This is a genomic window from Bradyrhizobium sp. USDA 10063 (assembly GCF_054063735.1).
The window spans coordinates 3,937,222-3,960,496 of sequence record NZ_JBSSGP010000002.1 but is presented as its reverse complement, the minus strand read 5'-3'; the positions used below and the strand labels follow the sequence as shown (position 1 = coordinate 3,960,496).

General features: G+C 63.9%; 25 protein-coding genes, 2 tRNA genes and 1 pseudogene. 22 read left to right on the top strand and 6 right to left on the bottom strand.

Annotation, left to right across the window (positions count from 1 at the left end; all coding sequences use genetic code 11):
• Window positions 1–1,632, bottom strand: a complete 1,632-nt coding sequence (fliF, locus tag ACVJGD_RS20700; RefSeq protein WP_456636076.1) for a flagellar basal-body MS-ring/collar protein FliF — start codon at window positions 1,630–1,632, stop codon at window positions 1–3.
• 173 nt (window positions 1,633–1,805) lie between these two features.
• The gene (gene sciP / locus ACVJGD_RS20695; RefSeq protein ID WP_002714638.1) at window positions 1,806–2,081 is read right to left on the bottom strand and encodes a CtrA inhibitor SciP; all 276 of its coding nucleotides are present in this window, start codon (window positions 2,079–2,081) and stop codon (window positions 1,806–1,808) included.
• A gap of 228 nt (window positions 2,082–2,309) precedes the next feature.
• Between sciP and ACVJGD_RS20690 the strand changes: the two genes are divergently transcribed.
• On the top strand, window positions 2,310–2,780 hold the full coding sequence (locus ACVJGD_RS20690) for an anthrone oxygenase family protein (protein WP_456640319.1): 471 nt from the start codon (window positions 2,310–2,312) through the stop codon (window positions 2,778–2,780).
• Here the strand turns inward: ACVJGD_RS20690 and ACVJGD_RS20685 are convergent.
• From ACVJGD_RS20685 to ACVJGD_RS20675, 3 genes are all read right to left on the bottom strand, one after another.
• The gene (locus tag ACVJGD_RS20685; RefSeq protein ID WP_456636075.1) at window positions 2,777–3,535 is read right to left on the bottom strand and encodes a flagellar hook assembly protein FlgD; all 759 of its coding nucleotides are present in this window, start codon (window positions 3,533–3,535) and stop codon (window positions 2,777–2,779) included. The genes ACVJGD_RS20690 and ACVJGD_RS20685 overlap by 4 nt on opposite strands.
• Before the next feature lie 11 nt (window positions 3,536–3,546).
• Window positions 3,547–5,091 (bottom strand): flagellar hook-length control protein FliK, encoded by a 1,545-nt coding sequence (locus ACVJGD_RS20680; protein WP_456636074.1) that lies wholly within the window; start codon window positions 5,089–5,091, stop codon window positions 3,547–3,549.
• Between the two features lie 243 nt (window positions 5,092–5,334).
• On the bottom strand, window positions 5,335–5,478 hold the full coding sequence (locus tag ACVJGD_RS20675) for a hypothetical protein (protein WP_456636073.1): 144 nt from the start codon (window positions 5,476–5,478) through the stop codon (window positions 5,335–5,337).
• Here ACVJGD_RS20675 and mnmA point away from each other — a divergent pair.
• The 6 genes from mnmA to ACVJGD_RS20645 all read left to right on the top strand — a co-directional run bounded on the left by mnmA (window position 5,477) and on the right by ACVJGD_RS20645 (window position 9,626).
• A complete protein-coding gene (mnmA, locus tag ACVJGD_RS20670; RefSeq protein WP_456636072.1) occupies window positions 5,477–6,655 on the top strand; it encodes a tRNA 2-thiouridine(34) synthase MnmA in 1,179 nt (392 codons plus the stop codon). The genes ACVJGD_RS20675 and mnmA overlap by 2 nt on opposite strands.
• Before the next feature lie 19 nt (window positions 6,656–6,674).
• The gene (locus ACVJGD_RS20665) at window positions 6,675–7,313 is read left to right on the top strand and encodes a class I SAM-dependent methyltransferase (protein WP_456636071.1); all 639 of its coding nucleotides are present in this window, start codon (window positions 6,675–6,677) and stop codon (window positions 7,311–7,313) included.
• 52 nt (window positions 7,314–7,365) lie between these two features.
• Complete coding sequence (locus ACVJGD_RS20660) at window positions 7,366–7,725, top strand: hypothetical protein (RefSeq protein WP_456636070.1); 360 nt, start codon at window positions 7,366–7,368, stop codon at window positions 7,723–7,725.
• Window positions 7,726–7,853: 128 nt separating this feature from the next.
• Window positions 7,854–7,930 (top strand) — tRNA-Met (locus ACVJGD_RS20655).
• A 785-nt stretch (window positions 7,931–8,715) separates the two neighbouring features.
• The gene (locus ACVJGD_RS20650) at window positions 8,716–9,147 is read left to right on the top strand and encodes an antitoxin Xre-like helix-turn-helix domain-containing protein (protein ID WP_456640318.1); all 432 of its coding nucleotides are present in this window, start codon (window positions 8,716–8,718) and stop codon (window positions 9,145–9,147) included.
• A complete protein-coding gene (locus tag ACVJGD_RS20645) occupies window positions 9,144–9,626 on the top strand; it encodes an RES family NAD+ phosphorylase (protein WP_456636069.1) in 483 nt (160 codons plus the stop codon). The genes ACVJGD_RS20650 and ACVJGD_RS20645 overlap by 4 nt, the downstream gene beginning before the upstream one ends.
• A gap of 533 nt (window positions 9,627–10,159) precedes the next feature.
• On the opposite strand, the gene ACVJGD_RS20640 is transcribed toward ACVJGD_RS20645, so the two are convergent.
• Window positions 10,160–10,546: a DUF952 domain-containing protein gene (locus tag ACVJGD_RS20640; RefSeq protein ID WP_456636068.1), complete on the bottom strand. Its 387-nt coding sequence runs from the start codon at window positions 10,544–10,546 to the stop codon at window positions 10,160–10,162.
• 38 nt (window positions 10,547–10,584) lie between these two features.
• Here ACVJGD_RS20640 and ACVJGD_RS20635 point away from each other — a divergent pair, with 38 nt between their 5' ends.
• From ACVJGD_RS20635 to ACVJGD_RS20565, 15 genes and pseudogenes are all read left to right on the top strand, one after another.
• A complete protein-coding gene (locus ACVJGD_RS20635; protein ID WP_456636067.1) occupies window positions 10,585–11,205 on the top strand; it encodes a transposase domain-containing protein in 621 nt (206 codons plus the stop codon).
• Window positions 11,204–11,865 (top strand): annotated as a pseudogene (gene tnpC / locus ACVJGD_RS20630) (IS66 family transposase); the annotation flags it as partial. The gene ACVJGD_RS20635 and the pseudogene tnpC, both read left to right, overlap by 2 nt.
• Complete coding sequence (locus ACVJGD_RS20625) at window positions 11,862–12,467, top strand: plasmid pRiA4b ORF-3 family protein (protein ID WP_456636066.1); 606 nt, start codon at window positions 11,862–11,864, stop codon at window positions 12,465–12,467. The pseudogene tnpC and the gene ACVJGD_RS20625, both read left to right, overlap by 4 nt.
• A 376-nt stretch (window positions 12,468–12,843) precedes the next feature.
• Window positions 12,844–13,980 carry an ABC transporter substrate-binding protein gene (locus ACVJGD_RS20620; protein ID WP_456636065.1) on the top strand — a complete coding sequence of 379 codons (1,137 nt, stop codon included), beginning with the start codon at window positions 12,844–12,846 and terminating at the stop codon, window positions 13,978–13,980.
• A gap of 7 nt (window positions 13,981–13,987) precedes the next feature.
• Window positions 13,988–14,878, top strand: a complete 891-nt coding sequence (locus tag ACVJGD_RS20615) for a branched-chain amino acid ABC transporter permease (protein ID WP_456636064.1) — start codon at window positions 13,988–13,990, stop codon at window positions 14,876–14,878.
• A 2-nt stretch (window positions 14,879–14,880) separates the two neighbouring features.
• The gene (locus ACVJGD_RS20610; RefSeq protein WP_456636063.1) at window positions 14,881–15,837 is read left to right on the top strand and encodes a branched-chain amino acid ABC transporter permease; all 957 of its coding nucleotides are present in this window, start codon (window positions 14,881–14,883) and stop codon (window positions 15,835–15,837) included.
• The gene (locus ACVJGD_RS20605) at window positions 15,834–16,622 is read left to right on the top strand and encodes an ABC transporter ATP-binding protein (protein ID WP_456636062.1); all 789 of its coding nucleotides are present in this window, start codon (window positions 15,834–15,836) and stop codon (window positions 16,620–16,622) included. The genes ACVJGD_RS20610 and ACVJGD_RS20605 overlap by 4 nt, the downstream gene beginning before the upstream one ends.
• Before the next feature lie 20 nt (window positions 16,623–16,642).
• Window positions 16,643–17,362 (top strand): ABC transporter ATP-binding protein, encoded by a 720-nt coding sequence (locus ACVJGD_RS20600; protein ID WP_456640317.1) that lies wholly within the window; start codon window positions 16,643–16,645, stop codon window positions 17,360–17,362.
• Between the two features lie 61 nt (window positions 17,363–17,423).
• Entirely contained in the window at window positions 17,424–18,647 is a 1,224-nt protein-coding gene (locus ACVJGD_RS20595) for an FAD-dependent monooxygenase (RefSeq protein WP_456636061.1), read from the top strand.
• Between the two features lie 20 nt (window positions 18,648–18,667).
• A complete protein-coding gene (locus ACVJGD_RS20590; protein ID WP_456636060.1) occupies window positions 18,668–19,423 on the top strand; it encodes a maleate cis-trans isomerase family protein in 756 nt (251 codons plus the stop codon).
• Window positions 19,424–19,433: 10 nt separating this feature from the next.
• The gene (locus tag ACVJGD_RS20585) at window positions 19,434–20,252 is read left to right on the top strand and encodes an alpha/beta fold hydrolase (protein ID WP_456636059.1); all 819 of its coding nucleotides are present in this window, start codon (window positions 19,434–19,436) and stop codon (window positions 20,250–20,252) included.
• Window positions 20,253–20,286: 34 nt separating this feature from the next.
• Window positions 20,287–21,333: a 2,5-dihydroxypyridine 5,6-dioxygenase gene (locus ACVJGD_RS20580; protein WP_456636058.1), complete on the top strand. Its 1,047-nt coding sequence runs from the start codon at window positions 20,287–20,289 to the stop codon at window positions 21,331–21,333.
• Entirely contained in the window at window positions 21,330–21,950 is a 621-nt protein-coding gene (locus tag ACVJGD_RS20575; protein WP_456636057.1) for an isochorismatase family protein, read from the top strand. The genes ACVJGD_RS20580 and ACVJGD_RS20575 overlap by 4 nt, the downstream gene beginning before the upstream one ends.
• Window positions 21,951–22,021: 71 nt before the next feature.
• The gene (locus ACVJGD_RS20570) at window positions 22,022–22,774 is read left to right on the top strand and encodes a TetR/AcrR family transcriptional regulator (protein WP_456636056.1); all 753 of its coding nucleotides are present in this window, start codon (window positions 22,022–22,024) and stop codon (window positions 22,772–22,774) included.
• A gap of 353 nt (window positions 22,775–23,127) precedes the next feature.
• A tRNA-Lys gene (locus ACVJGD_RS20565) sits at window positions 23,128–23,217 on the top strand.
• Window positions 23,218–23,275 lie beyond the last annotated feature (58 nt).

Sequence of the window (23,275 nt, the reverse complement as noted above, 5' to 3'; positions counted from 1 at the left end):
TCAGGTCTCGGCAGGCTCGGTCAGCCATTGGCGAACAATGGAGACGGTTTCGTTCGGATTGCGTTCGGCCAGTTCGCCCACGCGGTTCACGGCCTGGGCATGGACCTGGCCCTGGATCTGGGCGACGTCGATCATGTGCGCAGCGCCGCCGCCGGGCAGGAGCGCCTGACTTTGTCCGCCTTCGCCGCCGGCTTGTGCGCTGCTGTCGGTCAGCGCTGGCACCGCGGCCTCGGCGCGGCTGGGTACGACCTCCGCAGCCAGGATGCGCTTGACCAGCGGGCGGATCACCATGAACAGCACGACCAGGCCGAGCAGCATCATCACGCCGAGCTCGATCACATACATCACGTCGTCCTTGGTGAACTGCAGCATGCCGAGCAGGCCGGTCGGTTCATTGAGCGGAGTGACCGAGGGCGCTTCAGCAAAGCGCAGGTTGACGACCTCGACCTGGTCGCCGCGCTTCTGGTCAAAACCGATCGCCGAGCGCACCAGGGCGGCGATGCGGTCGAGCTGCTCCTTGGAGCGTTCCTGATAGACCATCTCGCCCTTCTCGTTCTTGGCATAGCTGCCATCGACGAGGACCGCGACCGAGATGCGGTTGACGCGGCCGGCTTCGGTCACCTCGGTCTTGGTGGTGCGGGAGATCTCGTAATTGTTGGTCTCCTCGCTCTTCTTGCTCTGGTCGCGGGCGCGCGCGGCATTGTCCTGGTTCTGGTTGCCCGGCAACTCGTTGTTGACCGTGACCTGGCCGCTGTTGTCGGCGCTGAGGCTGGATTCTTCGCGGGTCTGGCTCGAGCGCAGCACGCGCCCTTCGGGGTCGAACTTGTCCGAGGTCTGGGTGATCTTGTTGTAGTCGAAATCGGCGGAGAGCTGGACACGGGCGCGGCCCTGGCCGACCACGGAGGACACGATGTCCTCGACCTGCTTGCGCATCCGCTTCTCGAAAGCGGCGCGGCGTTCGTCGCCGACCGCGTTGTCGGCATCGCTGGTGGCGCCGTCGGCGAGCAATTGGCCGGCCTCGTCGACGATCGACACCCGCTGCGGCTTCAGCCCGTTGACGGCGGAGGCGACGACGTGACGGATGGCGCGTATCTGCTGCGGCTCGAGGGTGCCGCGCACCCGCACCACGATGGATGCGGACGGCTCCGGCGTCTCGCGCGAGAACAGCGGCCGCTCCGGCAGCACCAGATGCACGCGCGCGGCCTGGATACGGTCGATGGCGCGGATGGTGCGGGCGAGTTCGCCCTCCAGCGCGCGCAGATGGTTGATGTTCTGGACGAAGCTCGTGGTGCCGAGCGCGTCCGACTTGTCGAAGATCTCGTAGCCGACGCCGCCGCCCTTGGGCATGCCGCCCTCGGCGAGCTTCATGCGCAGCCGCGTGACCTTGTCCTTCGGCACCATGATGACGGCGCCGTCATTGCGCAGCTCGAACGGGATCGCCTGCCGCTCGAGCTCCTTGACGATCGAGGAGGAGTCTTCGACGCTCAAATCGGTGAACAGGGTCGTCAACTGCGGCGTGGTGACGCGCATGATGACGAAGGCGAAGAAGCCGATGAGCGCGGCGGTGACCGCCACCATCGCCGCCAACCGGGCCGCGCCCAGGCCCTTCAGGAAAGCAACCAGACTTTGCACCAACCGCCCCCAGGGGATTCGGCCCTCGAGGGTCCGACTGGGCAATTATTGCCTAGGGTATGGTTTCCATCTGGTTAACGACGGTTAAGAACCGCGGCAGAATGTAGGACATGAAAAAAACCGGCTTCGCAAAGCGAGGCCGGTTTTCATCAAATTCGATTGGTTTCGAGGGCTTACTGGCGATATTGCTGGATCCGGGTGGTGCGCAGCCCGGCCAGGCCGTGCTGATCGATGGAGAATTGCCAGGAAAGGAATTCGTCGACCGTCAGCGTGTAGCGGCTGCAGGCTTCCTCAAGGGAGAGCAGACCGCCGCGCACCGCGGCAACGACTTCAGCCTTCCGGCGAATGACCCACCGTTTTGTACCGGGCGCGGGCAAGTCGGCGATGGTTAGCGGACTGCCGTCGGGCCCGATGACGTATTTCACCCTCGGGCGATGGGGTTCTGTCATGGCGTACTCACAAACTCTCGACCACTGAACTCACCCGGCCAACCTACGCGTGTCGGCTTAAAATTTACCTAAGCGCAAGCGTGCAATACGAATCGCGTTGGAAATGCCGGCAAGGTGGCTCCGCCCCGGCACCTGTGCCAGTGTGGCAAAGCGACCAGGCCGGCGCCGACAGGCGCCGGGAGGGTCGAATCACAACCGGGGGGAAGCTCGCCCGTGCACGAGATTGCAATGCCGATCCTGCTCTGGTTCTCCGCGCTCGGCTGCGGCCTGATGGCTGGGCTCTATTTTGCGTTCTCGACCTTCATCATGGGCGCGCTCGGCCGCATCGGCCAGGCATCCGGCATCGCGGCGATGAATGCGATCAATGTCGATATCGTCCGCTCGCTGTTCATGCCGCTCTTCCTCGGTACGACGCTGGTGAGCGCGATCCTGGCCCTCGTCGCGGTCTTCCGCCTGGGCGAGCCCGGCGCGCTGGCGATGCTCGCCGGCGGCGTGGTCTACGTGGTGGGCATGTTCGTCGTCACGATGATCTTCAACGTGCCGCTCAACAATGCGCTGGCCGACGCCGATCCGGCGAGCACTGAGGCGGCGTCCCTGTGGGCGCGCTATCTCAAGGAGTGGACATTCTGGAATCACGTGCGGACGGTCGCCTCCACGGCGGCCTGTGCGCTCTTCATCGCCGCCATCGCGGCGGACTAGCTCGAGCCGGAATCGGAGCCGGAGCCGTTGTCAGAACCGGAGTCTGAGCCATTGTCATTGCCGTTGCCGGTGCTCGGACGGATCACCCGCTTGATCTGGTCGGTCGTATAGGTCTCGCCACCGATCGAGAGCAGCGGCGGGGTGGCGGTCAGGTCGACGGAATCGACGATGCCCTGGACTTCGGTCGAGATCGCGACGGTGTTGCCGGACGAGTCCTTGCCCGTCGCTGTCAGCGTGTAGCTGCCCGGCGGCCATTGCGTGCCGTCATTGCCCTTGCCGTCCCAGACGAAACTGGAGCCACCTGATTTCAGCGAAAAAGTGCCGGAATAGGCGGTCTGGCCGGTCGAGTCGGTGATCGTGATGGTGGCGTTGGTGTCCTTCGGGGAGTTGATGTTCCAGGTCGCCGCGCCGTTGAAATTCGCCTTGCTGCCGTCGACCGCAACGGTGTTGCCGACGTAGATCAGCGCCTGCGTCGACTGCGCGCTCTTCTCCAGGGCGACGATCGAGCTCAACTGGTCGTTCATCTTGAGCTGCTGCTCGACGCCGGCGAACTGCACGAGCTGCGCGGTGAACTGGTTGGTGTCGAGCGGATCGAGCGGGTTCTGATTCTGCAATTGCGTCGTCAGCAGCGTCAGGAAGGTCTGGAAGTTGTCGGCGATGCCCTGCGTCTGGGTTGACGCGGCGTTGTTGCCGGTGCTCGTTCCGGTCCCGGGCGCCGATACGACCGGCGACGGCATGGATACGTCGGTTGCCATGGCAGTCTCCTCTAGACTCTGATATCGACGCCGCCGCTCGCGCCGAGCATGCGGCCATAGCTGCGGCCGGCGACGGTCGCCGGCACGCTGTCCTCTTCACTGACGATCAGGCGATGGGCATTGGGATTGGACTGGTTGCCGCCGTTCTGTCCCGACGACGATTGGTCGCGCAGGCTGAACTGCAGCCCGCTATTGCCGGTCGAGAGACCGGCATTGTCCAGCGCGCGCTGCAGTTGGTTGGCGTCCTGGCGCAACATCTGCAGCGTTTCCGGCCGTTCGACGGTCAGATGCGACGTCACCTGGCCATTGTTGTCGACATGGATGCGTACATCGATGCGCCCGAGCTCGGGCGGATCGAGCCGGATCTCGAAACGGCTCTTGCCGTTCTTGGCCGAGGCCGCGATCTCCATCGCAAGACCGCTGACTGGCACCGCGTTGTTATGGGTCGTTGCCGCGGTCACGGTCAGTTGCGAATTGGCCGACGGCGTCGCGGACGCGGACGGAACCTGCGGCTGGATCATGGCGGCCGCCTGCGCAGCATTGTCGGATGCGGCGGCAAGCGTTTGTGCCGCATTCGCGGTACCCGTCTCCGCATGGATTGCCGCGTGTGCCGCCGGCGTCTGCGCGGAACTACCCGAGGCGTCCGCCTTCACCGCGTCAACAAAGGCGTGCTCGGCTTTCTGTTTGCCCGCGGCCGCGGTTGGCGGGGCGATATCAGGGACAATGCCGGTTGGTGCTTCGGCCGGCGCAGAGTCCGTCGAGCTATCTTGCTGGCCTGATGTCGGGATGGCGTCCTTCGCGGTCAGTGTCGGCTTTGACTGGGCTGCTGCCTTCGCCTGCGGCGTCGGCGACGCTGCAGACAGCGCGATGCCGGTCGCGGCGGTGTAGCCAACCGCCTGCGCACCATCCGAAACGGCAGCTACCGCTTCGGCGTCGGCTTGCGCATCGGTCTTGACGGCGTTGGCCGCTGCCGGAGCTGCGCCGGCGACCGAGGCTACGGCCGCGATGGCGGCGGCCGCCGTCGCGAGCGGAGCGGTGGCCGTGTCGGACGCGGGCGGCGTCGCGGGCGATGCATTGGCGGTGCCGGTAACGACTGCGGAAACCGTTGCGGCGATCACCGTGGTTGCAGCGGTGCCGTCGTCCTGCTTGGACTCGTCGCCGTCCTTGGCATCATCCTTGGCCGGGGTATCGTCCTTCGGCTTCGACGCCTCCGCTGAATCGGATTTCGGCCGGTCAGACGTCGGCGTCTCGGGTTTCGAATCGGCGCGATCGGGCTTGTCCGTCCGGCCGCTGGAGGCGGCGCCGTTACGCGCATCGACAGTGTCCCGCTCAGGGCGGTCAGGGCCCGCGCGGTTGTCATCGCGCGACCTTGAGTCCGTTGCCGGAGCAGGATCATCGTTCCGGCGCGCCAATGCAGGCGGCACTCGGGAACCATCGTCGGGACGCTCGTCGCGGGCAGCCGTGTTGCTGTCAACCAGCGCGGCAAAACTGTCATTTCCGGCCGCGGGGCCGGAATCGGGCCGCGCCGACCTCGGCGAATTGGCCTGAAACGACATGCTTGCCAATGCTTCTTGCGCGACGTTGACCACGACGGACCCTCGAGATGGAATTTCAGTTCCCCATCAGCAAGGAGCGGGCCATTGGATGCTTGACGAAATATCGTTATGTTACAGTGCCTTAGGAGGCCGGCGCCGAATTTGGAACGATGTTGCGGCGGTTCGCTTTTTGCCCGGCGGCAAGATTTGCCGTCTGTATCTCTTCCAAGGACGGCTGATTGCTTCGCGGCGATACGGCCTATATTAAAGGGTGGCTTTCCCTGCACCGCGACGAGGCAAACCAGCCTTTTTCGGCGATGCTTCAAAGCCTTCTGGGCAAAGTCCGCTTTTTAACGCTGGTCGCGGGGGCAAAAGCTGCTCGCGATAGAAATCGATGACCTCTTCCATGCGCAATAGTCTCGATCTCGAAGGCCGTCCCGAGGACACCAGGGTCGTGGTCGCCATGTCCGGTGGCGTCGACTCATCGGTGACGGCTGCGCTGTTGAAGTCGGAAGGCTATGACGTGGTCGGGATCACGCTGCAGCTTTACGACCACGGTGCCGCGACCCATCGGAAGGGCGCCTGCTGCGCCGGGCGGGACATCCATGACGCCCGCAATGTCGCCGAGCGGATCGGCATTCCGCACTATGTGCTCGACTATGAGAGCCGTTTCCGCGAATCGGTGATCGACAATTTTGCCGACAGCTACGCGCTTGGCGAGACACCGGTGCCGTGCATCGAGTGCAACCGCGCGATCAAGTTCCGCGATCTGCTCGCGACCGCGCGCGAGCTTGGCGCGGCGGTGCTCGCGACCGGGCATTATGTCGCCTCGCGGCGCCTCGCCGACGGATCGCGGGCGATGGTGTGTGCCGCCGACGCGGATCGCGACCAGAGCTATTTCCTGTTCGCGACCACGCGCGAGCAGCTCGACTATTTGCGCTTTCCCCTCGGTGACATGACCAAGCCGCAGGTTCGCGAACTCGCGCGCCGCTTTGGGCTCGAGATTGCCGACAAGCAGGACAGTCAGGACATCTGCTTCGTGCCGACCGGCCGCTACACCGACATCATCAGCCGCTTGAAGCCGAATGCGGTCGCGCCCGGCGACATCGTCGATCTCGACGGCAGGGTGATCGGCCAGCATCAGGGCATCGTTCATTTCACCGTCGGCCAGCGCAAGGGCCTGGGGATCGCGACCGGCGCGCCGCTGTATGTCGTGAGGCTGGATGCGGCGAGCCGCCGTGTCGTGGTCGGCCCGCGCGAAGCGCTGCGCATGGATCGTATTCTGTTGCGCGACGTCAACTGGATCGGCGACGGCGCGCTCGATCGTGTCATCGGCGATGGCATCGAGATGTTCGTGCGCGTGCGCTCGACGCGCGCGCCGCAGCCGGCCTGGCTGCGCAGGACCGATCGCGGTTATGAGGTCGAGCTCGTTGTCGGCGAAGAGGGCGTATCGCCCGGGCAGGCCTGCGTGTTCTACGACGCGCCGTCAGGCCAGGCGCGCGTGCTCGGCGGCGGATTCATCAAGAGCGCAGCCGCGAGGAATGTTGCTGCGGCGGCCCGGCCGCTCGCTGAGGCGGTGCGCTGAGATAAATTCGGGGCAGGGGATGGCTGCGGATATCGACCGCGAAGGGGTCGAAAAGGCCTATGGGCGCTGGGCGCCGATCTACGATTTCGTGTTCGGCAAGGTGTTCGATCAGGGCCGGCAATCGACGATCGCGGAAGCCGACCGGATCGGAGGTCGCGTGCTCGATGTCGGCGTCGGCACCGGATTGTCGCTGGCGGACTATTCGCGCAGCACCAGACTTTGCGGCGTCGATATTTCCGAGCCGATGCTGCGGCGGGCGCAGCAGCGCGTGCGCGCGCTGGGCTTGACCAATGTCGAGACGCTGGCGGTGATGGACGCCAAGAACCTCGCGTTCCCGGATTCATTCTTCGATGCGGTGGTGGCGCAATATGTCATCACAGCGGTGCCGGATCCCGAGGCGACGCTGGATGATTTCATCCGTGTGCTGAAGCCCGGCGGCGAACTGATCCTGGTCAACCATATCGGCGCCGAAAGCGGGCCGCGGCGCCTGTTCGAACTAGCCTTTGCGCCATTTGCGCGAAGGCTTGGCTGGCGGCCGGAATTTCCATGGGCGCGGCTCGCCAACTGGGCCAAGAAACATGGCGGCGTCATCCTCGCCGAGCGGCGCCCGATGCCGCCGATGGGGCACTTTTCGCTGATCCGCTTCCGCAAATCGTGAACGTGGCTGTTGTCGGCGCGGAACCTCCGCGCGCGCGAGCCGTTTTCTCGGCATGCGGATGAATCAGTCAGTCCTCTTATTCGGTGTGCTGATGGCTGCCTCGGGTGCCGCGGTCGCACAGGCCCCGCCTGCGCCGACGACGCCTCCGGCCCAGACCGCGCCGCCCCAGCCGCCACGCGGCGAGAACTGCACGCCGATGCAACGCCCGGCGAACCCCAACACGGCGCCGGACACCACCACCGGCCAGCGATCCGAGCCGCTCGGCGAAAGGCTCTCGCGTTCCGACGGCGTGTTGTGCCCGCCGGCGGGCGTCGACCCGGACATGCACGCACCCGCCCCTGACGGCGGCAACACCCCGGTGATCCCACCGCCCGGCAGCCCCGGCGGCGATCCCTCGGTCCGGCCAAAATAGCCCCCGTTTCGCAGCTACTTGGCAGAGGACTTCGCCGGTGGCCTGCTTTGCTTGACAGGCCGTCCGCCCACTCCTTATATGCCGCGCATTCGCGCCGCGGCATCTCCATGCCGCAACGGCGCCGCCGTGGCGGGGTAGCTCAGCTGGTTAGAGCACGGGAATCATAATCCTGGGGTCGGGGGTTCGAGTCCCTCTCCCGCTACCAAGAAAATATCCTAAAATCAAAAGGTTGACGTCTGTCGCGCCGGACATTGCATTTGGCGTGCCAATTTCGTAGCAACTCGGTAGCGTCAAGGCAGTTCGTGAACAATAGTCGAATCCTTGAGGTCGAGCTCGCATTCGAATCCTTCGTTCTGCCGTTCGAGTCCGTCGAGGGCGCCCGTTGAAAGGGAAATGCTCTCGGGCCCAACCCGGGCCTGAAAGATCACACGATCCGTTGGGCAGATTGGGAAGCAGGGAGGGGTCTTGCAATTGGGCCGCGCGACGCCTGTATAAATCCACGCCGATCCTCACCTGGACCGTTTGCTGCGGCGACGAGATACTTCAGGAATTCGCGGACGCTTCGCGGTTTTCTGTTTTACAGCTCAGGGATTTTGATCGGCGCGTCGAGGGGTGAGAATCCCTCCCTTTCCGCCATCGATTTTTGACAGCGCAGAAGTCCTTCAAAAACAGGCTTTTCCCGACCCGCCAGGGCATCGGCGGTGACCTGCCGTCAGCTACACAACGCCAGGGGACACGATCAAAAGCTCGCAGGCGGTGATCGCGACGTGCAAGCGATAGCAGCCAACGTAATTGTCGACGATATTCAGATTGATCGAGGCCTCCGTACGCCGAACAGGCACGATGCGACTTCGCCCGGTTGCGCCCGTGTTCCAGCGACTGGGACGAGGACCTGAAAGCCCGGCCTGAGAAAGCCGCGGCGTCGAACCACCCTTTGCCGGAAGCCCCAAGTGAGACTATGTTTCGCCTCATGTGAGGATGGAGACGATGATGCTCGCTTTCGGCAATGTGGCGGATGTGTTGGGCTTGGGCACCAAACAGCGGCTGTCCCACTCGCCTTTCGCACTGATCACCCGGATCGAGGGCGGTCTGCCCGTGGCGGCCCTGGACCGGGTTGCGCGCCTCCTGGCGCCGGACGACGCTCAATTCAAATACCGGCTCGTTCCCAAGGCAACCTATGAGCGCCGCAAGGCTGCGCACAAGCTTTCCGCGGAGGAAGGCGGACGGCTTGCCCGCGTCGCCCGCGTTTGGGCACTGGCGCTCGATGTCTGGCAAGCGGAAGCTGCCGCCCGCGACTTTCTGTTCCGGCCGCATCCCATGATCGAGGACAAGCAGCCCATCGACGTCGTCATCCAAAGCGAATTCGGGGCCGAGTTAGTCATCGATATTCTCGGCCGTCTGAAATACGGCACGGCCGCGTGACGGCACAGATTCTCGATCGCGGCCTAACGTGTTTTCGCATTGGCGACCCTGCCGGCGCTTATCCCATCTTCGACGCGACATGCTCGACGATCGCGCCCGGGCGCTGGAACACCATCGGCAGCCCGATGATTTATGCAAGCGAGCATTATTCCACGGCTCTGCTCGAAAAGCTGGTGCATGGCAGCGGCGCGTTGCCGCCGAACCAGCATTTCATCACCATTACCATTCCACGTGGAATGACATACGAGGTCTTTTCACCCCCCTCACTCCCCGGCTCGGACCAGATGCCGGTAACGGTCAGCAAGCGTTTTGGCGAGGCCTGGTGTCTCGAAAAGAGGAGTCTCATCTTGATGGTGCCGAGCGTCGTCGCGCGGGTTGACCATAACATGCTGATCAATCCTGCCCACCCGGAATTCCGTCACATCACCACGACCCTGCACGAGCCGGTGTTTTGGGATCGCCGGCTGTTCGGCGCCTAGAACCGGGCTGACCGCAACTCCTGGGCCAGCGAGCGCGACAGAGACAGATTCCGGGACTCGGCAACCAAGTGCGAGCTAGTGAACAAGGTACGTCCCCTAAGGCCGAGACTTCGCCAGATCCCCAGCTTTCTAGGGTAGACCGGATCGAGCTTGTGGGGTCTTCGCACGCCCGTTAGACCAGAACGGACTTCGCCTCCAAGATGGCGACGAAGTATTGGTCGCAAAAGGGATTAGTTCCCGGGCGTGAAGTTCGTCGGCGATTATGGTCGCGTCTGGCCTGAAGATCCCGTCGTCCATCCTGGAAGCCGGCTCGTCGAAGTTCGTCCTCGATCGGCGGCATCCGAAATGAAAACCCCGCCATCGCTGGCGGGGTTTTATGTGTTTCAGGCTCGGGGGCAGCACCAGGCAAAGTACGTCCCCTAGTTCTCCGACAACCGCCTGGAATCGTTCAGATCAAATCCCGCCTCGCAACCGGCGACCGCGCCGAAGCCGGGCAAAGTAGGTCCTTGAGTGTGCCACCCGTCGGCAGCGCTTCATGTGAGGCCTTTTGGCAGTTCGAATGTTCCATCCAGGCTTGGTTCGAAAGGCTCGACAGCGACAACGGCGCTCGAATTCAGGGGCCCATAGATGTGCGGGTAAAGCTTACCGTTGCCCGCGTCCTCGTACCGGATAGGCGAGATCACGCGATCTGGATCGATGACAAGCAACACGAGACCGCGTTCGCCACGGAACAGATAGTTGGCCACCTCAACGAGTTGATCGGGTGTCGAGCAGTGGATGAAAACCGCGCCAGACCTCTCGAGGTTCGATGGGCATGTGCCCCCGCTCTCTTCGGCCAACGCGAGTAAGTTCTGCAGCGCGTCGAGGCTCAGCTTAGTCTGCGTAGCGCACGGCAAGCCGTTCCGCTCAAGATTCGTCACTCCAAGCGGCAGAAGAAGCGCGTGAGACCGAATCGATAATGTACACGAGCAAAGAGCTCCTTGCACGCTCCACGGGTGGTCGACTCCTTGCCGATCGAGATCAATCGATAGCGCCGGCCATAAAGCGGATGACGCGGATCAACGACTTCCACCTCTTCGCCGGCGGCTACGTCATCGTGACTCTTATGGGTATCTCCCGACGCCTTCGTTGTCGGGCATCGACTGGAGGCACCCGCAAGAGACGTGGCGGCCGACATCGGTCGGATGAGGCTTTTTTGAGCTTCTCGGATCGTGATGGATGTGATTCCATCATCGCCGTGACCACATCTGAATCGCTTCCCACCGATCTTGCCGCCGCGCATGCGATGATCCTCGCCGAGCGCCTTCAAGCGGAAGCAGTCGCGGCGAGCGCCAAAGCGGAAGCAGCCAACGCGAAGGCGGCCGAGGCGCTGATCAGTTACCTCAAGCTCGAGATCGAGAAGATGCGTCGCCAGATTTACGGCAGCCGCTCGGAGCGCAAGGCACGGCTCTTGGAGCAGATGGAGCTGCAGCTTGAGGAGCTGGAAGCAACGCAACCGACGACGAACTGGCGGCTGAGAGGGCCGCAGCTCAGACGTAGACCGTCAAGTCCTTCCAGCGAGGCCGACGCCTATAGATAGTGGCTATAACGAGCTGTATGACGCCTCGCGCGCGCAGGGACCGGTCACGCCCGCTCTCTGTTGGCCCATGCCAGGCGGCAGTTTTTTGAGCTGGCGGACATCGCCGCCAATGCAAGGCGCGGTAAGAACGCCACGGCGATCTCGCCGATCGCGCTGGAGGCGGTCAACCGCATCGATGCACTGTTCGATATCGAGCGCGGCATCAACGGCCAGAGCGCCGAAGAGCGGCTGCGGGTGCGCAAAGAACAAAGCGCCCCACTCTTAACGGCATTGGAAGCATGGCTGCGCGAGCAGCGCGTTCGCCTGTCAAACTCCTCCGCCGTCGCCAAGCCGATCGACTACATGCTGCGCCGCTGGGACCGGTTCGCTTGCTTCCTGGACCATGGGCGGATCTGCCTCACCAACAACGCCGCCGAACGCGCCCTGCGCGGCTTTGTACTCGGCCGCAAGTCCTGGCTATTCGCCGGTTCGGAACGTGGCTCCGACCGCGCCGCCGTCATGGCGACGCTGATCATGACGGCAACGCTCAACGACGTCGATCCGCAGGCTTGGCTCGCCGACGTGCTCGCCCGCATCAACGACCACGCTGTCCACAGGCTCGAGGAACTCTTGCCATGGAGCTGGGCCTGCGAGACGGAGCGTCGTAAACTGGCGGCATGACGATCGGAATCGCTCGCCTCAGGATTACGCTCGATGACGTCAAGCCGGTGGTTCTGCGCCGGGTCGATGTCCCGTTCGACATCAAGCTCGACCGCCTGCACCTGACCATCCAGGCGGCCATGGGTTGGACCAACAGCCATCTCTACGAGCTGCGCGCCGGCGACGTCGGATGGAGCACGCCTTACCCGGAGGCGGATTGGGGCGTCGGCGAGTTCCTCGATGCCCGCAAGGCTCGGCTTAGCGATACCCTCGAAGATCTTGGAATAAAGGAGCTCACATACCTCTATGACTTCGGCGACGGTTGGGAGCACTCGATCAAGGTCGAGCGCCTCATCGATCCCGAGCCGGGCGGGCTCTATCCGCGTCTGATCGAAGTCCGCGGCCGCTGTCCTCCCGAGGATTGTGGCGGTCCCTGGGGCTATGCCGAACTCCTCGAAGCCATCAAGGACCCCACCCACGAACGCCACGCCGAACTCACCGAATGGATCGGCGACGACTTCGATCCCGACACCGACGAGGCCGAGTGGCTCACCACGGAAGTTGAGGCTCTCGCCAAAAAATGGTCACGCAACCCCCCAGGCAAGCGCGCCAAACGCAGCTAACCCGCGGCCTTCACCGGAGGGTTACTTCTAAACCCGGCCTTGCGAGAGAGGTGCGGTCATTGGCCAGAAGGCTGGCGCGGACTTTCGTGTGTAACAACATCATTGCGCGCAGCATCTTTGCACTCGGAGTGAACGCATCCACGGCCTGGGCATGCCGGTTCTCACGCTCGCGCGCAGCGGTAGGCGCGCTAGTGCGGGGTCCTGGCGTCCAATGCTGATCGTGTGCCTGCGCGTTTAGCGCTCGCTGCTACAAGTTTCAGCTTGACAGCAGAGGGGGCGTTCGCGATGATCTGAATAATTAATTGTCTGGCCAATAAATAATGGCTGGTCCTGAAAACATTATGTATTTCAGGAGTCTATCAGGATGGGAGGCGTTATGAAGAAGTTGTTTCTGCGGGCTGCGATGCTGGCCTTTGCCGCTGTTGCGACGCCTGCGATGGCGCAGGAAGAGGTCAGAATCGGACTCGTCGAGCCGCTTACCGGTTCGGTCGCCTACAACGGCAACTCGGTCGTCGAAGGCGCGAAGCTTGCGATCTCCGAGGTCAACGCTGCAGGCGGGATTCTCGGCAAGCAGGTCCGCCTTGTGATTGAGGACGGGCAGTGCCAACCGGCAGCGTCGGTCAACGCGGTGGAGAAGCTCGTCCAGAAGGACAAGGTTGCCTTGTTGGTCGGGGCGTTCTGTAGCTCAGCGACCGCGGCGATCATGCCGGTGGCGCAGAAATACAAGATCCCGCTGATCACCGCGGTGTCATCGAAGGCGGATCTGACCGAACAGCGTAATCGCTACTTCTTCCGCGCCGCCGAGACTGACGCGCTGATGGCGCGCGCGTTCGCCAAGATCCTTGCGCAGGGACTGAAGCTCAACAGCGTCGCCTATGTCGGCGTTAATGATGACTGGGGCCGTGGCGGCGTCGACGAGTTCAACCGCGATCTGTCCGAGCTTGGCGTCAAGGCGGCGCTGGTCGAGTATTTCGATCACGGCGCCACGGACTTCTTCACTTTGCTGGCGAAGCTGCGCGCCGCCAAGTCCGACGGCCTGTTCGTGGCGGCGGAGACCCAGGACGGCTCCATCCTTGTGAAGCAGATCCGCGAGATGGGTTTGACGACGAAGGTGTTCGGCGTCGGCTCCTGGGCGACGGCCGATTTTATCAAGCTCGCCGGCGAAGCTGCTGAAGGAATCTACGCCGCCGTGCCCTACGTCTCGAGCCTCGATACCCCTCGCAACCAGATCTTCGTGAAGACCTACGAGGCGGCCTACAAGGTCAAGCCCGGCAAGTACGGCGCCGCTGGCTACAATGCGCTGCATATCGCCGCGGCGGCGATCGCAAGGGCTGGCAGCATAGATGCGGAGGCGATCCGCGAGGCGCTGCACAAGACCCGCTACGAGGCGCCGAACGGTGTCTATCAGTTCGACGCCAAGGGCCAGGCCTATGGCTTCGAGGCGGTGCTGGTCCGCATTGAGAACAAGGAGCCGAAGGTGATGGCCTCGGCGCCGGTCGAGCTGCCGCACTGAGACATCTATGAGCGAGGGCTTCGAGATGGACCTGTTCCTGCAGTTTCTGGCGAACGGCATCGTGGTCGGGGCGTTCTACGCGCTCTCCGCCCTCGGCCTGACGCTGATCTTCGGGCTGATGCGCGTAGTCAACTTCGCGCACGGCGAAATCTATATGCTTGGCGGTGTCGCTGGTTGGTATTTCACGACGGCACTGGGGCTGAACTTCTTCACGGCGCTGCTTGTGGTGGCGATGGTCATCGCGGCGTTCGGCTGGCTGGTCGACCGCGTCCTGATCGAGCGGGTCCGCGACAAGGGCGAGGAGGCCGGCATCCTGCTGACCATCGGCTTGTCGATCTTCCTCGCCAACCTGACGCTGCTGGTGGTCGGACCTGCACCCATGAAGGTTGTGGGGCCGATCGGGGAAGGCGTCATCTTCCTCGGTCCGGTGGTCGTGACCAAGTTGCGCCTGCTCGCTGTCGGAGTCGGCATTGCGCTGATTGTTGGCGTCAATGTCCTGATCCGCATGACACGCCTCGGCCAGGCCATGCGCGCCACCTTCCAGGACCAGATGGCTGCGAGCCTCGCCGGTATCCGCACCGACCATGTCTACGCCTGCACCTTCGCGCTCGGCTGCACGCTGGCGGCGATGGCAGGCATGCTGCTCGCGTCGATCTATTCCACCCAGGCCTCGGTCGGCGGGCTCGTCAGCCTCAAGAGCTTCGTCGTGGTCATTCTTGGTGGCATGGGCAGCTTCGCCGGCGCGGTTGCCGGCGGCCTGCTGCTCGGCGTCGCCGAGGCGATGTGGGGCGGCTACGTGTCGACCGGCATGGTCGACATCATCGGCTTCGCGCTCGTGATCGTGATCCTGCTGGCGCGTCCGCAGGGCATTTTCGCGACCCGGGTGGAAAGGGCCTGAGCATGACGTTCGAACGCAATACCCTCATCGCCCTTCTCGCCGCGGCGGCATTGCTGCCGGTGACAATAACTGACCCGTATCTGCTGCATCTCGCCATCATGGCGCTGATCTATGTGGTGCTGGCGAGCAGCCTCAACCTGATCGTCGGCTATATCGGCGAGTTTTCGCTCGGCCATACCGCGTTTCTCGGCGTGGGAGCCTACACGGCGGCGCTGCTATCGAGCCGCGTCGGCCTGCCGCTCTGGGCGACGATTCCGCTCGCGGGCTTGATGGCTGCCGTGTTCGGTTACCTGATTGGCGCGATCACACTGCGCCTGCAGGGCCCGTACTTCGTCATCGTTACCCTGGCATTCGCCGAAGTGCTGCGCATCGTCGCCAACAATTTCATTACGCTCACCAACGGACCAATGGGGCTTGCGGGCATCAGTCAAGGCGGTATCGCCGACAAGCGTGGCTTCTTCTACGTCATTCTCGCCATCGCCGCGTTGACGCTCTACCTCTGCTATCGCTTCGTCTATTCCAATCTCGGCCGCGGCGCAGTGGCAGTGCGGGAGAACCGCTACGTCGCGCAATCGATCGGGGTCGATCCGTTCCGTTCGGCGCTGCTCGCTTTCGTGCTCGGGGCCTTTCTCGCCGGGCTCGCCGGCGGTTTCTATGCCCACTACATCTCGTTCGTCGGCCCGGAGGTCTTTCAGTTCACCTTCACCGCGAGCATGATCATCATGGTGCTGATCGGCGGCAAGGGTACGCTGATCGGTCCCATCCTGGGTGCGGCGATCGTCACCATTCTCGAGGAATACCTCCGTCAGGCGCAGGAATTGCGGCTGACGCTGTTCGGGCTGATCGTGATCCTGGTGGTGCTGTTCCTGCCGCGCGGCCTCGTTAGCCTGACGGGATCGCGCCGCGAGCAGCGCTCGCGCGATGTCGCCCGCATCGTCCCGAAGGAAGGTGTCGCATGACCATGACGCGCGAAACGGCCCCGCTGCTGCGGGCCGAGAACCTGACCAAGCGCTTCGGCGGCCTTACGGCAGTCAGGCAGTTCGGCTTCGAGATCATGCCCGGCGAGATCGTCGGCCTCATTGGTCCCAACGGCGCCGGCAAGACCACCTGCTTCAACATGCTCACCGGATTCTACACGCCGACTGAAGGTCGTGTGGTGTTCAAGGGAGAGGATATCACCCGCTGCAAGCCGCACGCCATCGCCCGCCGCGGCATGGTGCGCAGTTTCCAGAAGACCAACGTGATGAGGACGCTGTCGGTATTCGAGAACGTACTGGCGGGCCACTACATGGCTGGCTGCCAGACGCTGCTTGGCACCTTCCTGCCGACCGCGCGGGTCCGCAGGCAGGAACAGGCGATGCGCGACAGCGCTGCTGATATCGTGCAGCGGATCGGCCTCGCACGGCGCATGAATGCGCCGGCTCATCTGTTGTCCTGCGGTGAATTGCGATTGCTCGAGGTGGCAGTGGCGCTGGCAGCGAAGCCGTCGCTGCTGATGCTGGACGAACCGGCGGCCGGCCTCAACAGTCACGAGGCGGCGATGTTCGGCGACGTGCTCAAGACACTGGTCGGAACGTATGTGGAGGCGCTGCTGCTCGTGGAGCACAACATGAGCCTGGTGATGGCCGTGTCGGATCGTGTGCTGGTGCTGAACTTCGGTCAGAAGCTGGCGGAGGGGCGGCCGGCCGAGATCCAGGCCAATCGGGACGTCATCGAAGCTTATCTCGGAAAGGCCGCCGCATGATCGAGACTCATGCCAAACCGGTGCTGATCGTCGATGACCTGCGCGTCGCCTATGGCAGCGTGGCCGCGCTCCACGGCATCTCGCTCGAGGTTCACGCCGGCGAAACCGTGGCGCTGATCGGCGCCAACGGGGCCGGCAAGAGTACGACGTTGCGCGCGATCTCTGGGCTCCTGAAGGCGCGCTCCGGCACCATCGTCTGGCAAGGGCGGCCCATCCACAACCTCGCGCCGGATCGCATCGTTGCCGCCGGCGTCGCGCATTGCCCGGAGGAGCGCCACGTTTGGCCGCACATGACGGTGGAGGAGAACATCCGCCTCGGCGCCTACCTTTGCCGCTCGCGCGAGGAGATCAGGCGGCGCCTTGCGCTGGCGTTCGAGCGGTTTCCGCGGTTGCGCGAGCGGGCAGGGCAGTTCGCCGGCACGCTGTCCGGCGGCGAGCAGCAGATGCTCGCCATCGCCCGTGCGCTGATGTCTGAGCCGGCGCTGCTGATGCTGGACGAGCCAAGCCTTGGTCTGAGTCCAAGGATAGCTGACGAGGTGTTCGAGGTGGTGCGGGCGATCAATACCCACGGCGTCACAGTGCTGCTGGTCGAGCAGAACATCCACAATGCGCTGTCGATCGCGAGCCGCGCCTACGTCATCGAGACCGGGCGGATCACCGCGGCGCGGCCATCGGCAGAGTTGCGCGGCGATCCCGCGCTGCTCCAGGCCTATCTCGGCGGCGCGCCGGCCGCGGCATGACCGCGTGCGGCCAGAAAATTAAAAGATCGAACAATTAATTATATGTGAGATGGAGTGGACGGTGGCGAGACTGAGGATCGGCATTATCGGCGGCGGCATCGGCGGCGTCGCGCTGGCGACGAGCCTGCTGCAGCGCGGCTTCGAGGTGCGGCTGTTCGAGCGGGCGAAGGAGTTTGGCGAGGTCGGCGCCGGAATCCAGATGACGCCGAACGCGGTGAAGGTGATGAAGGCGCTCGGGCTGCTCGATCGCATGCTCGAGGCGGGCTTCCTGCCGCACGCGCTGGTCGGGCGCAACTGGCGCTCGGCGCGGGAGAACTTCCGCACGCCACTGATCGATGTCTGCCAGCAGCTCTATGACGCGCCATTCATCCACATCCATCGCGCTGACCTGCATCACATCCTCGCCTCCGGCATCCCGGACAACGTGCCGCGCTTCGGCGTCACCTGCACGGGCGTGCATCAGCAGAAGGCCGGTGTGGTGGCGACGTTCGCCGACGGCAGCGCGTTCGAGGCGGACCTGATCGTTGGCGCCGACGGCGTGCGTTCGGCGATCCGCTCCGCGCTGTTTGGTGCCGAAGAACCTCGCTTCACCGGCCACATGTGCTACCGCGCCGTCGTTCCTGTCGGCAGCCTCGTTGACTATGTGAGCCCGGACACCTCGTTCTGGCTCGGCCCAAACGGCCACGTCGTCACCTACTACGTGCGCGGCGGCGCGGCGGTGAACATCGTTGCCGTGGCGGAGACCGCCGATTGGGTCGAGGAATCCTGGAACGTCGCCTCCAGCAGGGAAGAGATGCTCGGCGCCTTCCGTGGCTGGCACCGCAACATCGAGACGCTGTTCCAGCGGGTTGACGAGGTCTACAAATGGGGCCTGTTCGATCGTGATCCGATGACGCGATGGTCGCAGGGGCGGGTGACGCTGCTCGGCGATGCGGCGCATCCGATGCTGCCGTTCCTGTCCCAGGGCGCGGCGATGGCGATCGAAGACGCCTATGTCCTGGCTGCCTCACTTGCCGCTCACGGCAACGACATCGCCGCGGCGCTCAATGACTACGAGCGCGAGCGCCTGCCGCGTACCAGCCGCGTCCAACTCGAGGCGCGCGAGCGTGGCCGTACCTATCATCTGCCGTCGGCCTTCGCACAGGCGCGCCGCGATTTCATGTACTGGCTGCGCGGTTTGTTCAACCCGCAGGCGTCCGGCATTCGCGCCAACTGGGTCTACGAATACGACGCCCGCAAATTCCGTCCTGCCCCGCCCGACGCCGCGCGGCGTCTCGTTGCCTGAGAGCGGAGATTGTTCTTCTCATGACCAGCAATATCTATCGGATTGGCCAGATCGTTCCGAGCTCCAACACCACGATGGAAACCGAGATTCCGGCGATGCTGAACGCGCATGCGCTTGCCCACGGCACGCGCTTCACGTTTCATTCGAGCCGGATGCGGATGAAGACGGTGAAGAAGGACGAACTCGCGGCGATGGACGCCGAATCCGATCGCTGCGCGCTCGAGCTGTCGGACGCACGGGTCGATGTGCTCGGCTACGCCTGCCTCGTCGCCATCATGAGCATGGGCCACTCCTATCACCGCGTCTCCCAGCAGCGGTTGCATGGCCGCACGGTTGAGAACGGCGCGGCAGCGCCCGTCGTCACCAGTGCCGGCGCGCTGGTGGAGGCGCTCAAGGTGATGGGTGCGAAAAGGGTCGCACTGGTTGCGCCCTACATGAAGCCGCTGACCGAATTGGTGGTCGACTACGTCGTTCACGAGGGCGTCGAGGTCAAGGATTGGCGGGCCCTGGAGATCCCGGACAACGTTGCTGTCGGGCGCCACGATCCGTCCCGTCTCCCGCAGATCGTCGCCGGCATGGCGCTTGATGGCGTCGATGCAATCGTCTTGTCCGCCTGCGTGCAGATGCCCTCGCTTCCCGCGATTGCCGAAGTGGAGGCGCGCACGGGCCGTCCGGTCGTCACCGCAGCGGTGGCAACCACCTACGCCATGCTGAAGGCGCTTGAGCTCCCGTCACGTGTGCCGGGCGCCGGCGCGCTGTTGTCGGGCGCGTATTGAGACGATGGCTATGACTCAAGACCGAGACGGTACGTTCGTCGGCGGTGGCAACGTCCACGCCAACGGCATTCGACAGCACTATCTGCGCTACGGCGGTAGAGGACGCCCCGTGATTTTGGTTCCGGGTATCACCAGTCCGGCTGTAACGTGGGGGTTTGTTGGCGAGCGGTTTGGCCGCAACTTCGATACCTATGTGCTCGACGTACGTGGTCGCGGCCTTTCGCAGTCGGGCGACGGGCTCGACTACGGCCTCGACGCCATGGCCGCGGATGTCACCGCATTCGCTGCGGCGCTGCAACTCGACGACTATGCACTGGTCGGCCACTCCATGGGGGCGCGGATCTCGCTGCGAGCGATCGCTCGACATGGCGCGCATCCCTCCGCCGCGGTGTTGGTGGATCCGCCGGTCTCCGGTCCGGGGCGGCGGCCATATCCGGCGGCGCTGCCGTGGTACGTCGATTCGATCGGCCTGTCCGCCGCCGGCTGCGACGGTGAAGCGATGCGCCTGTTCTGTCCCTCCTGGACCGACGCGCAGCGGGCGCTCCGGGCCGAGTGGCTGCACACTTGCTACACGCCGGCGATCGTCCGCGCTTTCGAGGATTTCCAGAAGGACGACATCCATGTGGACTTTCCAGCGCTCTCTTGCCCAGCGCTGTTGATGGCCGCCGGTCGTGGCGACGTCATCCTGCCTGAGGAGGAGCGCGAGATTTGCGCCCTGCAGCCGCGCCTGCAGGTCGTCCGCGTCGAGGGTGCCGGACACATGATTCCCTGGGACGACGAGGAGGGCTTCTACCGCGCCTTCGGTACGTTCCTGGGCCGACCGCTCTGATCTGCCTCTATCAACGAATGAAAGGATTCTGAACATGCCCGTCAGTGACGCCGACATGGTTCGTGCCTGGACCCATGTGCTGTCGCTCTCCAAGCTGCAGCCGAAGCAGACAGTGACTATCCTGACCAGCCAGAATACCCATCAGCAGACCCTGAATACGGCGCGCATTGCCGCCACCAACATGGGCGCGACCGTAAACCGGCTCGATCTTTCGCCTGTCAACGCCGAGCTTGCGCACAGCCGCGACAGCCTTGCCTATCTCGGCACCACGCCATTGACCGGCAATCATGCCGCTATTGCCGCGCTGAAGAAGAGCGACCTGGTGCTCGACCTGATGACGCTGCTGTTCTCGCCGGAGCAGGCGGAGATCCTCGAGGGCGGCACCAAGATCCTGCTCGCGGTCGAGCCGCCGGAGGTGTTGGTGCGGATGCTGCCCTCAGTCGAGGACAAAACGCGCGTCGGTAAAGCCGCTGCCATGCTGCAGGCGGCGAAGGAGATGCGCGTCACCTCGAAGGTCGGCACCGACCTGCGGCTGCCGATGGGTGAGTTTCCGGTGATCCAGGAATACGGTTTCGTCGACGAGCCTGGCCGCTGGGATCACTGGCCGAGCGGCTTCAGCCTCACCTTCCCGAACGAGGGGCAGGCGTCGGGCCGCGTCGTGCTCGACAGGGGCGATATCCTGCTGCCGATGAAGTCCTATGTCACGACGCCGATCGAGATGACAGTCGAGCGCGGCTACGTCACTTCAATCACCGGCGATCTCGATGCCGATTTGCTCAACGACTACATGGCGGCGTTCGACGACAAGGAGGCCTACGCGATTTCCCACATCGGCTGGGGCCAGCAAACCCGCGCCCGCTGGTCGACGCTTGGCCTGTATGATCGCGAGGAAACGATCGGGATGGACGCGCGCGCCTTTGCCGGCAATTTTCTGTTCTCGATGGGGCCGAACAACGAGGCCGGCGGTTCCCGCACCACCGCGTGTCATATCGACATTCCGATGCGCAACTGCACGGTGCTGCTCGACAACCGCGAGGTCGTGCGCGATGGCAGGCTATTGCCGCTGGAGCAGGCCGCATGAGTGGTCCCGCATCCGATGTTGATGTCTATCGACGCCAGGGCTTCGGCCGCGCCCTAGGCATCCAGGGGCGGCTCGGCCTGCTAATCGTGGATTTCGTGAACAGCTTTGCAGACCGCGACATCTTCGGCGGCGGCAACATCCCGTCAGCGATCGCCAGCACGCGCGGCGTGCTGGCGGCCGCCCGCAAGGCGGGCTGGGCGATCGCGCACAGCCGCATCGTCTACGCCGACGATGGCGCCGACGCCAACGTTTTCTCGATCAAGGTGCCGGGCATGCTGACGCTGACCGAGCACGCGGCGGCGAGCGCCATCGTGCCGGAGCTCGCTCCGGCCGCGGGCGAACTCGTGGTGCGCAAGAATGTCCCATCGGCGTTCTTCGGCACTGCGCTCGCACCCTGGCTCACGCGGCAGGGGGTCGAAACCTTGCTGGTCGCCGGCTGCACCACCAGCGGCTGCGTACGGGCGAGCGTCGTGGACGCGATGTGCTTCGGCTTCCGTCCGGTTGTGATGGCTGATTGTGTGGGCGATCGGGCGCAGGCGCCCCATGACGCCAGCCTGTTCGACATCGGCCAGAAATATGGTGATGTCATTGCCTCGGAACAGGTTCTAACTTTGTGAATGGACGCAAAGGGTGCTAGGCCAGAGCAAATTGCTGCATCGCGCTGGCCCGATATCCGCTGTACCTGCTCATGACTGACGCCCGATCGAAAGGCCGGATCAAGCCGGCGGCGAAGAAGACCGCCGCCTCCGGCACCGCGACCCGACGGCGCCGACGCTCCGGACCGGGCCGTCCCGAGGGTGTCAGCAACGTGCGCGACGAGATTCTCGACGCCGCCGAGATCGAATTCGCCGCGCGGGGCTATGCGGGTACCAGCCTGCGCGACGTCGCCGAGCGGGCGAAGGTCACTCAGGCGCTGATCAACTACTATTTCCGTTCCAAGAACGGCCTGTACGAGGAGGTCTTCCTGCGCCGGGGACGTCTCGTCTCCGAACAGCGTATGGCAAGCCTGGCGGCGCTGCGGCAATCCGGCAAGAAGCTCGACGTGCGCACGATCGTGGGCGCTTTCCTGGCGCCCGCGCTCGCCATGCGCGACGTGCCGGGCGGCCGCACCTTCATGCGGCTGAACGCGCGGTTGCACACCGAGCCGCCAGAGATCTCCTATCCGCTGCGCAACGCCGCCTACGACGACTCCACGCGCGCCTACGCGGACGCATTGTGCGAAGCGCTGCCGCACCTGTCGCCCAAGGATGTCTACTGGCGCATGACGCTGGTGGTCGGCGCCTACCTCTATGCGTTCTCCGACACCCATCGCCTGGAAGTGATGGCGCCGGGCATCTGCAATCCTAACGATACTGAAGAGGTGTTCACCGCAGTCACGAGCTTCGTGACTGGCGGCATGCAGGCGCCGGTCCTTACTTCGTTCGTGGCCAATAAGTCCTAGTTGCTCCAGGCCCGGAGGTTGGGTCCGGCTCGCGGCAGGGAAGAACACCTGCTCGCCGAGCCACATGCTTCTGAACAACCCATTTCCAGGGTGAGAGCCGTCAGTCCCGAGAACTCGCAACGAAATCGCAACGAATTGGGTGGAGCGACCTTACAACATGGTCTTGATTGATCATATGCCTGTCACCGCTGTGATCTGTAACTGCCCTCCGAAGACGTCGCGCTTGCCTTGTCCCCCACTTGGATCGCGAGAGTAGTAGGCGGGAATAAATATCCCGACTACTTGGATAGCAGGCGAGACAACGAAACAATTTGATCGTGCGACGGATGCCCATTTTCGGCCGGATAAGCCCAGGGGTACGACCGGCAAGTCATTGATTGTTCTTGACCCGTGGCTGACTCTTAATCAGCGGGTCCCAGGTTCGAGCCCTGGTGCGCCCACCAAAGAAAGTCTTTGGTTTCCAATGGCTTCGACAGATGCCGGTTGAGAACAGACGGGTCT